Source organism: Cohnella endophytica (assembly GCF_003628305.1).
Taxonomy (GTDB): Bacteria; Bacillota; Bacilli; order Paenibacillales; family Paenibacillaceae; genus Cohnella; species Cohnella endophytica.
On the sequence record NZ_RBZM01000004.1, the window covers coordinates 228,763 to 243,043 of the forward strand.

General features: G+C 51.5%; 8 protein-coding genes. 7 read left to right on the top strand and 1 reads right to left on the bottom strand.

What is annotated here, in order from left to right:
• Positions 1-72: 72 nt before the first annotated feature.
• Positions 73-2,046 carry a methyl-accepting chemotaxis protein gene (locus D7Z26_RS07570; protein ID WP_120975487.1) on the bottom strand — a complete coding sequence of 658 codons (1,974 nt, stop codon included), beginning with the start codon at positions 2,044-2,046 and terminating at the stop codon, positions 73-75.
• A 173-nt stretch (positions 2,047-2,219) separates the two neighbouring features.
• Between D7Z26_RS07570 and D7Z26_RS07575 the strand changes: the two genes are divergently transcribed.
• From D7Z26_RS07575 to D7Z26_RS07605, 7 genes are all read left to right on the top strand, one after another.
• Positions 2,220-4,046 (top strand): cache domain-containing sensor histidine kinase, encoded by a 1,827-nt coding sequence (locus D7Z26_RS07575; protein ID WP_120975489.1) that lies wholly within the window; start codon positions 2,220-2,222, stop codon positions 4,044-4,046.
• 17 nt (positions 4,047-4,063) lie between these two features.
• The gene (locus D7Z26_RS07580; protein WP_120975491.1) at positions 4,064-5,398 is read left to right on the top strand and encodes a response regulator; all 1,335 of its coding nucleotides are present in this window, start codon (positions 4,064-4,066) and stop codon (positions 5,396-5,398) included.
• Positions 5,399-5,496: 98 nt separating this feature from the next.
• The gene (locus D7Z26_RS07585; protein WP_120975493.1) at positions 5,497-6,417 is read left to right on the top strand and encodes a carbohydrate ABC transporter permease; all 921 of its coding nucleotides are present in this window, start codon (positions 5,497-5,499) and stop codon (positions 6,415-6,417) included.
• Between the two features lie 8 nt (positions 6,418-6,425).
• Entirely contained in the window at positions 6,426-7,292 is an 867-nt protein-coding gene (locus tag D7Z26_RS07590; protein WP_120976498.1) for a carbohydrate ABC transporter permease, read from the top strand.
• 126 nt (positions 7,293-7,418) lie between these two features.
• Positions 7,419-8,882 carry an ABC transporter substrate-binding protein gene (locus D7Z26_RS07595; RefSeq protein ID WP_120975495.1) on the top strand — a complete coding sequence of 488 codons (1,464 nt, stop codon included), beginning with the start codon at positions 7,419-7,421 and terminating at the stop codon, positions 8,880-8,882.
• Between the two features lie 73 nt (positions 8,883-8,955).
• Positions 8,956-11,373: a glycoside hydrolase family 31 protein gene (locus D7Z26_RS07600; protein WP_120975497.1), complete on the top strand. Its 2,418-nt coding sequence runs from the start codon at positions 8,956-8,958 to the stop codon at positions 11,371-11,373.
• 11 nt (positions 11,374-11,384) lie between these two features.
• Positions 11,385-14,123, top strand: coding sequence for a discoidin domain-containing protein (locus D7Z26_RS07605; RefSeq protein ID WP_120975499.1), 2,739 nt, complete (start codon positions 11,385-11,387; stop codon positions 14,121-14,123).
• Positions 14,124-14,281 lie beyond the last annotated feature (158 nt).

A 14,281-nucleotide genomic window follows, 5' to 3' on the forward strand; every position in this document is an offset into this window, starting at 1 on the left:
TGCATCTTATTCGAGCAATAACAGAGAGAGAGCAATCGATAATCGATTGCTCTCTCTTCGGCGTTTTTCCGCCTATTTCCCTGAACTGGAACTGAATTCTCCCAGCGTAGCCTGGAGCGATAACGACAAGCTCTCAAGCTCCTTGGCGATATCTACGACTTCTTTGCTGGATTGCAGTTGCCCCGTGCTGAGCGCGGCTACTTGTTCGGAAGTAGCGGAAGCTTGCTGGGAGAAGCTGCTCACGTTCGCGATCGAACGGTTCAAGTGCCGCTGCTTCGATTCCAATTCGTGCACGTCCTGTTTGATCTGATCCACATGGTGCGTGAAAGCTTCCGATTTCTCGTACACCTTGGAGAAGATCGAGTTCGCGGTTTTGACCGATTGAATCTGGCTTTGCAACTGCGGCAAGGCTTGCTTGAGCGCGTTGATCGTCTGGGAAATCTCGTCTTGAATCGTCTCCGTCATCTGATTTACGGTAGAGAGAGAATCGTGGGTTTGGTCGGACAGTTGCCCCATTTCCTTGGCGATTACCTTGAATCCTCCGCTCATCTGCCCGAAACGCGCCGCTTCGATTCCCGCGTTCAAAGATAATATTTTGGAATCCTTCGTAATTTTGTTCATCATGCCGAACACTCTCTGCATCGCTTCCGTGCTCTGTTCGAGCTTAGCTACCCGGCTCACGAGCAGGTCGATGGACGCTTCCGATTCGAGCGTAAGCTCGACGACGTCCGACATGAACTGCTTGCCTTCGGAAGAGGCGGATCTGACCTCCAGCGAGGAAACGTTAATCTCGTCCGTCGCGGTGACGACGCTGGACAAGTCGGCGTTCATCGACTCGACGATGTGGGATACTTGATCGGCTTCCGCCGCCAGCTGCGTGGAACCTTGGGCGATCTCTCCCGTCGCGGTGGAAATTTCGTCCGAGGAATTCGCCGTATTCTGAGAGACATGGAGCAGGGTGGACGAAGTGTTTAGAACCTTGTGCGCGGATATCCGGGTTTGTTCGATCAGTCGCTTCATTTGCTGCATCATCGTATCGAAGCTGCTCGCGACTTCCCCGATCTCGTCCTTGCGGTTAAGCTGCATTCTGACATCGAGATTGCCTCTCGCCCCTTCGTTAAGCCGATTGCGAATTTTGAGCAGTGGTTTGCCTATGTAGAGAACGACGAGATAACCGATTCCGATCGCAACAATCGCGGCGATCGCGCACATCCAATAGGTCAGGTTGCGAATGACTTTCGTATCCGCTACCAGTTCCTTCAGCGGCGCGATGCCCGTTAGCGACCAGTTCGTTTTCTTGAGCGGCTCGGATACGACCAGATTAGCTTCGGATTCCGCTTCGACGGAAAATTTCAGACCGGCGTCCGCCGGAGCGGAAGACAACAGGACCTGGCCTTTATCGTCGATTAGCATCATTTTGGAAGATTCGCTGAAATGAATCGTATCCAACGTTTGCGAAAGTAAGGTCGCATCGATCTCGAAGAGGATGAGCGATTTGTTGATCATCCTGGAAAGCGCGAACAAATTACCTTTGGCCAATCCCGTGTAGCCGTTGTCCGCCATCGGAAGCCAGAGCGCGGTTCCTTTCATGCCGACGACTTTGTTGTACCATTCGGATTTCCGGTCGATTTGCGTCAATCCCGTGGACACGGACGAGATCGTATCGGTCTCGTTTAACGTATTGAACAACGTGATGGATTTAATGAACGTATTCGTCCTGGCGATCTGGTTCAACGTTTCCTGTATCGCCATCTTGGCCTTCATCTGATCGGCCGGGTCGGCCGAGGGATCGAATACCGAGGATAACTGGTCTTGCAGGTCGCGGCTCGTGGAAAATTGCAGGCTCATATCCTCGAATTGTTTCAGCATCAAACCGATTTTTTCCGAAGCTTCCTTGACCGTCAATTGCGACACGGATTCCATTTTCCGCTCGATTATCGATTGGGATTTGTTATACGAGATCAAACCGACAAGGAGAACGGACACAAACGTCGAAACAAAAAACAGAATAAATAATTTCGCGCTTACCGATCTGAACATAAGCATGAAGACGCCCCCTCGACTGGTTACCTATCTATAATTGTAAGGGCTATCTTAATCGTGATAATGTGTTATTCTACGGAAAATAGGCGAACTTGTACGCACTTCCGACATCCTTCTCCAAGAAGCATAGAAATGCGCGCATAATAGGGTTTCTACCAACCGTTGGAGGCAAGAGAATGAGCCCGAAGCTAAAAAATCCTTTGACGAGAATGAACGTGCGGCAGCAATTGATCTTATTGTTCCTGGTCTTGGTCAGCCCCGTATTCATTCTGAACTGGTACGCGAACACGAAAGCGGAAGGCATTCTTAAAGAGCACGTGACGAGCGCCTACGAGGAATTGAACAAACAAAACCATTTCCTGATCAATCGGGATATCGACACGGTCAGCCGGATCATGACTACGATTATCCAGAACCCGATCACCCAAAGCATGATCAAAACGGACCGGGAGGAGACGGACTTCGAACGGGTCGTCAAATACGGCGAGATGAACACGATGCTGGGCAGCAACTCGGTCGGTTTGTTCGGCGGCGAGGCCGTATACTATTTCCTTTTCGTATACGATCCGGACAATAACTACCAGTTCGCCCCGGCAATTCCCGACATCGACAAGCAGAACAACAATTCCTCCGTATTTTTCTATTCCGACCTCATGAAGACGCCATGGATCGAAGATGCGCTTAAGGCGAAGGGCAAGGGCGTGCTCGCGTTAATCGACAACTTCGGACCGAAGGCGAACCAAGAAACGCTAGCCTATTTGCGAGCGGTGAACAGCATTACGAACGGCAAAAGCGTCGTCGGCGTACTCGTCGCGACGAAGATGGACAAGAAGATCGAGGAATCGTTCTCTACCGTTTCGCTGCCGGAAGGCGGCCAAATCTATTTGACGGATTGGTCCAACCGAGTGTTGGCTTCGACGGACAATACGATGGGGCAAGTGCTGAAGTTACCGCAAGGCATGGACACGGACAGCTCGATGGAAGAGACGACGAACACGATCACGGACGATGCCATCTATGTGGTACATACGAAATACGCGATCAACCAGAAACTCGTGTACACGATTCCGATCAAGTCTCTGCTACAGCAGCAGAGTGCCTTAAAGCAAGTGATCCAGACGATCTCGATCGTATATTCCCTTTTCGCGATCGTCGTAATGATGTATTTCTGGAGATCGCTCATGAGTCCGCTTAGGAAACTCGCGATGTTCGCCCGCTCCCACGAGCCCGGCAAACCATTGGCCAGAGCGCCCCAGCGCGAACGGAACGACGAGGTAGGAGTGCTGATCTATTCCGTTCACAATATGGCGAACCGGATTAACGACATGATACATAACCAATACGACATGGAGATCAGGCAGAAGGAATCCCAGCTCAGGCTGCTCTATCAGCAGATTAATCCTCACTTGCTATACAATACGCTGGAAAGCATCTATTGGAAGAGCTCCTTGGAAGGCAACACCGGATCGGCGGAAATGATCAAGGAGCTGTCCAAGCTCATGCGGATCAGTCTCAGCAGGGGGAGAGAGCTCATTACGATCGAGGAAGAGTTAGAACATGCGACGGCATATACGAGCTTGCAGCAGAAAAGGTATGAATACGGCTTTGCGATAAGGTGGGAAGTGAGCGATGAGGTGACCGGCAACTTGATTCCGAAAATCACGTTGCAGCCTCTGATCGAGAACGCCATTATCCACGGGGTCATGAACATGGGTGACGATGGGGAAATCATCGTCAGGGTTCGTCCGGATGGAGGTAACGTATGCATTACCGTAGAAGATAACGGGTACAAAGAAGTCGACTACGCTGCGATTAACGGAGTACTTAGGGACGACCCGTCCGAATCTTCCTCGGGTTACGGAATCAAGAACGTCAATAAGCGGATTCAACTGCACTTCGGCAATCATTACGGCCTTCGTTACGAGGCGCGCGAACCGGAGGGGACGAGGGTCGTCGTCCTCATTCCGAAGCGGACGATCGCGGATCACAATGACGAACAATAGGGAAAGAGGCTGAAGCCGTGTACAACATCTTAATCGTGGACGACGAACCGCTCATCTGCAGAGGACTCGCGAATCTGTTGGAATCATCCGGGTTAAACATTCAGAATCTGTATACCGCGAATAACGGATACGAGGCGCTCGATTACTTGAAGATGGAAACGATCGATCTGCTCATCACCGATATCCAGATGGGCGCGATGAGCGGCATCGAGCTTATGCAACAAGCGAAAATCATCAAGCCATGGGTTCAAGTCATCGTGATCTCGGCGCACGAGACGTTCCAATACGCGCAATTGGCCATCCGGCTAGGAGCAAGGGACTATCTGATCAAGCCGATCAACAGCGAGCAGTTGCTGAACTCCGTGCGGCACGTGCTGCTGCACATGGACAGGCCGGTTCAGGATCAGAAGGAGCTGATCTCGGATTTGCGCGAGCATTTCCGCATGGATCAACCGATTCCGCAGCGCATGGAAGTACTTAACCGACTCGTAACGGAGCCGTTCACGGAAGACCGTTACGCGGAAGTGATCAAGCTGGAGCAAGCGAATGATATTCGCTTGAACGGACCGTATTTCGCCATGGTGAAAATTCGTCTGGACCTCGATGCGACCGCGAGAGGCACGGTAATCGACGCGAAGGACGCGAGGTTGTTGCAATATGCCGTCCTGAACATCGTGAACGAATTGCTCGACAAGGAATGGGACCACCAATCGTTTTATTCCTCCGGCCAAGAAGTCAGCATCATCGCGCAGTGGGACGAAGCGAGATACGGAGATTCCAGCATAGACAAAATTAATCAGCTGGAGATGATCGGGCGCAGCTTGCATTTCAACGTCCATAAGTTCCTCGGTTTCCAAAGCACCGTCGGCATTAGTCAGATTCTGAAGGGGAGAGAGTTTCTGCCCGAGCTGCACAATCAGGTGAATAAAGCGATCGTATGGAATAAGGAGCATAAGGATCACCACGTGTTTTATTTCGGCGACTTCAAATGGGGGTTGTTCACCGAGGATCCGACGGAAGAGGATTTGGCGGCCCAGAACAATTTGATCGTCGAACGGGCGCACGAATATATACATTCCAACTATGCCCAAAAAGGATTAACGCTGAACGAGGTCGCGCAGAAAAACCATGTCAGTCCCAACTATCTCAGCTACTTGTTCAAGAAAAATACGGGCATCAACCTCTGGGAGTACGTGATCAAGCTGCGAATGGAGGAGAGCAAGCGTCTTATCCAGAACACCGATCTTCGAAGATACGAAATCTCGGAGAAGGTGGGTTACGAATCGCCGGAACATTTTAGCAAAATATTCAAAAAATACTTCGGGATCAGTCCGAGCGAAATGAAGAAGTAGGATCGCCCATGATCCACATAGATACGCACATGTTCACGTCGTCTCCCTTTTCCTACAATAGAGAATATCAGTAGATGAAAAGGAATGAGGGAGACACAATGAATCAAACAACAGCAGTTCCGAGACTTCCCTTGGATTCCCTGCCTAAGCGGCCTCCCGCGAAGTGGAAGAAATATATCTGGGGGTACTTGTTCCTATTGCCCGCGGTAGCCATTTTCTTCACTTTCTTGTGGATGCCGATCGGTAAAGGAATAATCTTTAGTTTTTACCACATCGACTTCGTAAAAGGGGATTCATTCGTAGGCTGGGAAAACTATAAGAGAGTGTTCAAAGATCCCGAGGTCATGGTTTCCGTGAAAAATACGCTTTATTACATGGGGCTAGGCATCGTGATCGGGTTCTGGGTTCCGATCCTGTTCGCCATCGCGATCTCGGAGATGAGACGCCTTCAGGGCTTCGCCCGGATTGCGGCCTACTTGCCATACGTCGTTCCGCTCGTCGTTCTGTACGGCCTGTGGAGATGGTTGTACGATCCGGTTGGCCCGATTAACGCGGTTCTTTCCCATATCGGCTTCGATACGATTCTGTTCATGACGGACAAGGCGTGGTCGATGATCTCCATCGTCATCATGGAAACCTGGCAAAGCTTCGGTTCGGCTCTCTTGATCTATCTCGCGGCGATCTTGAGCATTCCCCGCGATTGGTACGAAGCGGCGGAAATCGACGGAGCGGGCATCTGGGGTAGAATCCGCCACATTACGCTGCCGGCGATTAAGACTCAGGTCGTTTTGTTGTTCTTGCTGCAACTGATCGCGACGTCCCAAGGCTTCCAAACGCAATACGCGCTGTTGGACGGCGGTCCGAACAACGCAACGCTTACTTATGCTTTGCTTGTCGTTAGATACGCGTTCACGCGTCAAGATTACGGATCCGCTTCCGCTCTCGGCGTGCTTATGTTCCTCGTGCTTGGTTTGCTGGCGGTAATTCAATACCGGATATCCAACAAAGAGGGGGCATAAGCGTGAAGATAATAGAGAGAGGAATCATTTCGGATTACGATCTGAAAAGGCCGGGAGTCAAGATCGCCTATGGCTTCATGTTGCTGGTCATTCTCGTCATGGTCTGCACGATGCTGTACCCGCTGTTGGTCATCTTCTTCAACGGCTTGAAGCTGAACGCGGAAGTCAACTCCTTCCCGCCGACGTTCCTGCCTTCGGAGATTCATTTCGAGAACTATCATAAAGCTTGGACTTACATCAAACTGCCGTTATTCGCCCGTAATACGCTGTTCATTTTCGCGGGCAACATGTTCATGACGATCGTCGTCGTCGGTTTCGCTTCGTTCAGCTTATCGAGGATGAACGTGCCGTACAAGAAGGCCATTCAGTACTTTTTCCTAATGACGTTGTTCATTCCGCCGACGACTTACATCATTCCGAACTTCGTGAACTTGCGCGATCTCGGGTTGATGAATACTTTCTGGGCGCTCTGGCTGCCTGCCGGAGCGAATGCGTTTTTCCTGCTCCTGCTGAAGTCGTTCTTTGACGGAATCAACATCGAGATGTTCGAATCGGGAAGAATCGACGGCGCATCCGAACCTAGACTGTTTTTCCAAATCGCGTTTCCGCTGTCCGTGCCGATCTTCGCCACGCTCGCGATCTTCGTCTTCTCGAGCTCATGGAACGATTGGTATTGGCCGTCGTTGATCCTGTCGGACAACAATCATTATCCGCTCGCGACGGCCATCTATAAGTACGTCGTTAACGTGAGGAGATTGGATACGAACATCAAGTTCGCGATTCTATCCATGGTTACTTTTCCGCCGGTCATCGTCTTCTTGATCTTCCAGAAGTACATCGTTCGCGGTCTTCATCTCGGAGGCGTGAAGGGATAACGTTAAAACACAGCATGCGTAAAACTGCACATGATCGAAATAGGAATACACATTTCCTAGATGAATGCGCCTCCATTATGATGAGCGTGTAAGCAAAACTATTAAACGAAAAGGGGAATAACAACAATGCGTAAGATTTCAACGATTATCGCTTGCTTGATCGTATTCAGCCTTGTACTGGCTGCTTGCGGCGGCAAGAACAACAGTAGCAACAATGCTTCTCCAGCCGCTTCTCCGTCCGCTAGCACGCCTGCGGATTCCGCTTCCGATCCTTCGCCTTCAAGCGACGAACCGCCTGCGGTAGACCTGACGCAAGTCAAAGCAACGATCAGCATCTACTATCCGACTCCGGACCAAGTTGAAAAACGCGCCCTGGAAGACGATAAAATCAAACGCTTCAACGAAGTGTACCCTAACGTTGAAGTCGTGAAGAGCGACTGGCAGTATAACCCGAACGAAATCGGCATCAAAATGGGCGCTAACGAAGCGCCGACGTTGTTCAACACTTACGCTACCGAAGGTAAATTCTTGGCCGAAAAAGGCTGGGCGGCCGATATCACGGACTTATTCAACTCTTACGACAAAAAAGATCAGCTGAACCCGATCCTGCTCGATCAATTCAACATCGGCGGTAAAATCTTCGGTATCCCGCAACAAGGATACGTGGTAGGCACTGTCGTTAACACGAAAATGCTGAAAGACAAAGGCGTAGAAGTTCCTGCGCTAGACTGGACATGGGACGACGTTCTGAAAACGGCTTCCGCGGTTGCCGATCCGAAAAAAGGAATCGCGGGTATCGCTCCTATGGGTAAAGGCAACGAAGCCGGTTGGAACTGGACTAACTTCTTGTTCGAAGCTGGCGGCGAAATCCAAACGGTAGCCGACGGTAAAGTTACGGCAGCGTTCAACTCCGAAGCTGGTTTGAAAGCACTCCAGTTCTACAGCAAGTTGAAAGAAGCCAACGTAATCCCTGCCGACTGGGCTCTTGGTTGGGGCGATGCGGTTGGCGCGTTCGCTCAAGGCAGAACGGCAATGGTTATCGCGGGTCCTGACGGTCCGGTTGACCAAGGTTTGAACCAAGGCGGGATGAAACCTGAAGATATCGTGGTTTACCCAATGCCTGCATCCGCTTCGGGCGGCAAACACACCGGCGTTCTCGGCGGAGACTTCCTCGTCGTCAACCCGAACGCAACAAAAGAAGAACAACAACTGGCATTCCAATACGCCGTGTTCGATTATTTCTCCGACAAAGGCTTGGCTTCGACGGAAGAGTCCATCAAACAACGCAAAACGGAAAACAAATATTTCGTACCGCCGGTTATTCAATACTTCAAACAAGATTCCGAATACGGCGCGAAAGTAAAAGCCGTATACGACAAATACGACAACGTATACCAATACAGCAACGAATTGATGGCATTGCTGGACGGCAAACCGGAAGCGCAATTCAATACGCAAGATTACTACGCGGCTATGACGAATGTCATTCAAGAAGTCTTCTCCAAAAAAGGTGTAGACCTGAAAGCTCAGCTCGATGCTGCAGCCAAAACGGTACAAGAGAAATTCTATAACAACATCAAAGTAGAATAGGTTAGTAGGGGGTTGCCTAAGGCAAACGAAAGTTTGCAGGAGGCAACCCTCTCCCCTATCAGAGGTGAACGACATGTTAACTAGCGAGGCGATCATGCCGGATAAGCCGAGCGATAGGAAGGAAACAAGCCTTTCCTGTTCGATCGGAGCCATTCATAACATAGACGAAAGCGAAGGAACCGTCATTCTGCGCGGGGAGTTTGCGAGCATCGTCTTCTTTTTCGTGAACGAGAACACGCTTCGGGTGAAACTGTTTTTCGGCGGGACGCCCGATATGCGAGCGACGGCCGCGATCGTAGCTTCGGCCATCCAGCCCGTACAAGCAGACGTTGAGGAGAAAGACGGCCACATCGTCATTTCGTCGAACGCGTTGCACGCGGTGGTGAATCCCCAAGCCTTTTCCTTGCGCATCTTCAATTCGGAAGGCGTCATGTTGCTGGAAGAGAAAGCGATAGCCTGGGACGACAAGCGCAAACCCACATTCACGGCTACGAAATCCGCCGATTCCCACTTCTACGGATTCGGAGAGAAAACCGGGTTTCTCGATAAAAACGGCGAGCGTTACGAGATGTGGAATAGCGACGTCTACGAACCGCACGTACAGGATACGGACGCGTTGTATCAATCGATTCCCTTCCTGATCCATTATGACTACGGCAAGCCTGCCTATGGGCTGTTACTAGATAATCCAGGTCGGACGACATTCGATATGAGATCGTACGAAGATCGTTATACGATCAGCCTCCAGAGCGGCGAATTGGATTTGTACGTTCTGAACGGACCGAGCATCAAGGACGTGGTAAAGCGCGTCGGCGTATTGACGGGGACGACTTATATGCCGCCGATGTGGTCGATCGGCTATCAGCAATCCCGTTACAGCTACATGAATCAAGAAGAAGTGCTGGATATCGCCCGCACGTTCCGGAAGAAACAGATTCCTTGCGACGTCATCTACTTGGATATTCACTACATGGACGAGTACCGGGTGTTTACTTGGGATGAGAAGCGGTTTCCGAAACCGCTTGAGATGATGGCCGAACTTCGGGAGCTTGGCATCGAGCTCGTGCCGATCGTAGATCCGGGAGTGAAGAAGGATCCGAAATATTCCGTCTATCAGGAAGGCGTCAAGAACGGATATTTCTGCCGCAAGCTGGAGGGCGATATTTTCATCGGCAAAGTATGGCCGGGATTAAGCGCGTTTCCGGATTTCACGGACGATGCGGTCGCTGAATGGTGGGGCGACCGTCACCGGTTCTATATCGAACAAGGAATTAGCGGAATATGGAACGACATGAACGAGCCGTCGGTGTTCAACGAGAGCAAGACGATGGATTTGGATGTCGTTCACGGCAATAACGGCAATCCGAAAACGCACGAAGAGTGGCATAACTTATATGGCTTGCTCATGTCCAAAGCAACGTTCGAAGGAATGAAGCGAGGACTAGGGGGAGAGCGTCCGTTCGTGCTTACCCGCGCCGGATATACGGGAATCCAGCGGTTCGCGACCGTGTGGACGGGAGACAATCGCAGCTTCTGGGAGCATATGGCGATGAGCATTCCGATGGTGCTTAACCTCGGCATGTCCGGCATCGCGTTCGCGGGTCCGGATGTAGGAGGCTTCTCGCATCACGCATCTGGCGAACTCGTGGCCAGATGGACGCAGATGGGAGCGTTCTTCCCTTTTTTCCGCAATCATAGCGTTATCGAGTCCACGCGCCAAGAGCCTTGGAGATTCGGAGATCAAATAGAAGAAATTTGTCGCGAGTATATCGGTTTGCGTTACAAGTTAATGCCGTATCTTTATTCTTTGTTCTATGAAGCGCATACGACCGGCTTGCCGATCCTGCGTTCGCTTATCATGGAGTATCCGGAGGACCGCAAGGCTTATAACGTGTGCGATCAATTCCTGTTGGGAGATGCCTTGCTCGTCGCTCCCGTCTATCGTCCGGGTGTAGCCTCGAGGGCGGTGTACTTGCCGGACGGCATATGGTACGACGAACGTACGGGAGAGAAGTACGATGGCGGAAAATCCGTACTCGCGGATGCCCCGCTCGAGTCGGTTCCCGTGTTCGTGAAAGCGGGAGCGATCGTCCCAAGACAGTCGTTACGGCAATATACCGGCGAAGCTTCCGTCGAGCCCATGAGCCTGCATGTCTACGCGGCCCCCGAAGGGCAATCGGTATCCGGACGATTCGCGTTATACGAGGATGACGGTCGAACTTACGATTTCGAGGCAGGCATATATAGCATGCGGGAGTGGACTTACGAACAATCACTCGAAGGCAAACGCCTCGGCTGCGATTTCGTGCACTCGGGAAGAGACATAGCTCCGGAGACGGTGTTGGTGCTTCATCAGGTTGCCTTGTCTCCGACGGATTTGACTTGCTCCGGCGAAGCTGAAATCTCGGCTTGGAATTACGACAAAGAGAGTCGCATCTTGCAGATTACGATTCATGCAAGGCATTCGTTTGAACTTATCATTCGATCGTAGGGGGAAAGCGCGTGGCCAAACGAAGCTCGAAATTCAAGCGGATAATCGGCGTTTCGACCGGAATCGTCGTTATCGCGGCGGCAGCGGCGGCCTATTATCTATTCTTCGCGCCCGGTAATGCCAAAGCAAACTTCAAAGACAAGAACGGATTGTTAATCGTCAGCAATTCGAGTTATGAAATCGCATTTCAAGCGGACAATGGCTCGATCGCCTATCTTAAGAATAAAGATTCGGAGACCAACATCACGCTTGGCAACAGAGAGAAGGCGCTCTGGTGGGCGTTCCTGCAAGACGACTCCTCGACGAACGGAAAGAAAGCCGATGATTTCTCTTACGATTGGAGCGGCAGCAAAGGCGAGCTCGTCTTCCATTACGGGGGGAAAGTCAAAGTAGACGTAACGGCCCGTTTCGAGGACGATAACCGGATCTATCTGAATGCCGCCGTCGACAACCAGACGGAGCAGCCGATCAAGTCGTTCCGTTTCCCTTACGAACTGAACGTCGAGACGGCGAGCGTAACCGACGGACTACTTCCGATGTTGCCAGGAGCGAAGCTCAAGGACGCCTTCTTTAAGGAGAGCAATTCTTTCCAAGACCAATATCCGGGCGTCATGTTCGCAGCCTACGTCGGGCTTCGCACGAAAGGCGGCAATCTCGCGGTATACGACCTGGATCGCGGCGTGACGGCAACGATCGACCTCGGCTTCAAGAGTCAAGTTAAAGACGCGGGCAAGACCGGAATCGTTCACGATTACAAAACGTGGATCGATCCGAAGAAGCAATGGAACAGCCCGTCCGTCGTGCTCGAGATCGGGGATTACGAGGCTACGATCGCGAGCTACCGCGATTTGAACAAAATCGGCGAATATCGTTCGTTGACCGATAAGCTCGGCAGCGCCAAGGACGCCTTCTTCGAGCAGCCGTTCTATAAGGCGGACATCTCCGCGATCAAAGACGGAAGCTGGAGCAACTTGACCCAAAATTATTTGAACAAAATGAATTACAACGGAGTCATTCACCTCGTCGGGTTCCAGAAGGGCGGACATGACGAGAACTATCCAGACTTCTATCCGCCGGAAACGAATTGGGGCGGAGAGAAGGCATTCCTTGCCTTTATGCAAGCCGCCAAGGACAAAGGCGATAAAGTCGTGCCCTACACGAACATGTCGTGGTGGGGCAACCATTCCCCGACGCTCGCGAAGCTGCCTTCGGGCGTAACGATGGAAGATTTGATCGTACTGAAGGACAATAACACCATTACCCAAGAAGATTACGGGAAGCATAGCGGATACGTCGTGAATACGGGGCATCCGTTCTTCCTCCAACGGACGGCGGAAGAACATAAGAAACTGTTCGATACGGCCGGATTCGACGGACTGTTCGAAGACCAATGGGGAATACGTAACGCTCCGTACGTCTACAACAAAATCATTCCGGAAGGCACCGATCCGTCGTCGGCGTATTTCCAAGGCGTTCGGAATTACTTCTCGGCTTTGACCAAGCCGATGTACATGGAGGACGGAACGGACGTCCTGGCTAAGGACGCCGTCGGCTTCATGGGTTCGAACTTCTTGTGGGACCAGCTCGGTTACCGCAAGAAAACGGCTTCTTACACGGAGTACTACCCGATGGCCGGTATGTTGTTCCGCGACAAGGTGATGCAATTCCAGCACGACTTGGCCGCGGAGACGATGACGGACGATCAAGACATGCTGAGATGGAATCTCGCGATGGGTTACAACTTAAGCGCGGACTTCTTTAACGGCGTCGCCAATCCATGGGTGGACATGGTCGGCGTATATCAGAAATTCATTTTGTCCCAATACGCTGACTCGCTGGTCAAGAGCTTCGGCCAAGTGACCCCGACCGTAACGAAAACGGATTTCGGCACGTACGCGGTAACGGCGAATTGGAACAAGAACGAAGCATACGCGCTAGATAACGAAGATTCGCTTGCTCCCGGCGGTTACGACGTATCCGCGGCGGACGGAAGCCGGAGAGCCGGTAACTACTCGCGGCTGAACGGGCAGGATCTGGATACCGGCGACCATAATCTGGTCGTAGTACGGGAGCAAGACGCGATTCGCGTCTATCAACCGATCGGCTCCGATACGACGCTCAAAATCCGTAAAGGCAAAGATTGGCCGCACGTGACGGCAGCGGTTTACCTGGCCAACGGGTCGAAAATATCGGATCTGCAAGTGAAAGAAGACGGAGAGTTCGCGGTATTCGACTACGTCGGTCTAATCAAGGAGCAGAAGGTCGGTTATGTCGAGCTGAAGAGCTCCCCCGACGTCAGCAAGGCGACGGAAACGTTCGAGAAAGTCAAATTCCAATTCAATATGGCGCTTAACCAGAAAGTATTCTCGACCTCTAACACGGCTGAAGCCTTTGCTCCGGAACTTTCCGTAGACGGTGACCCGTACACTTACTGGGAGAGCACGGCGAAGCAATTCCCGCAATCGCTGACGGTCGATCTCGGCGCCGAGAAGAAAATCAGCAAGCTTATATTAAAACTGCCTCCTCAGGATGCGTGGGAGGCACGCGATCAGCAGATCGAGGTGCTAACGGGCACCGACGGGGAGAACTTCAAAACCTTGCTCGCTTCTAAGCCTTACACGTTCGATCCGAAAAAGGCGAATGAGGTCGCAATCGAGCTTGGAGAAACGACGACCCGTTACGTACGGATTACGATCATGGGCAACACCGGTTGGCTGGCAGCTCAAGTGTCGGAATTCGAAGTGTATTGATGTAAGAAAACCTTTATAACTCGATGAAGAAGTTGCGTTCGAGGCCGGTAACCGGTCTAGGCGCAACTTCTTCGCGTTGTAGCCGAATATCGCCTGTCACTTACCGTTACCGTCTTGTCCGACCCCGAATAAGCTGAATAAATAAATAAGCGCAGATC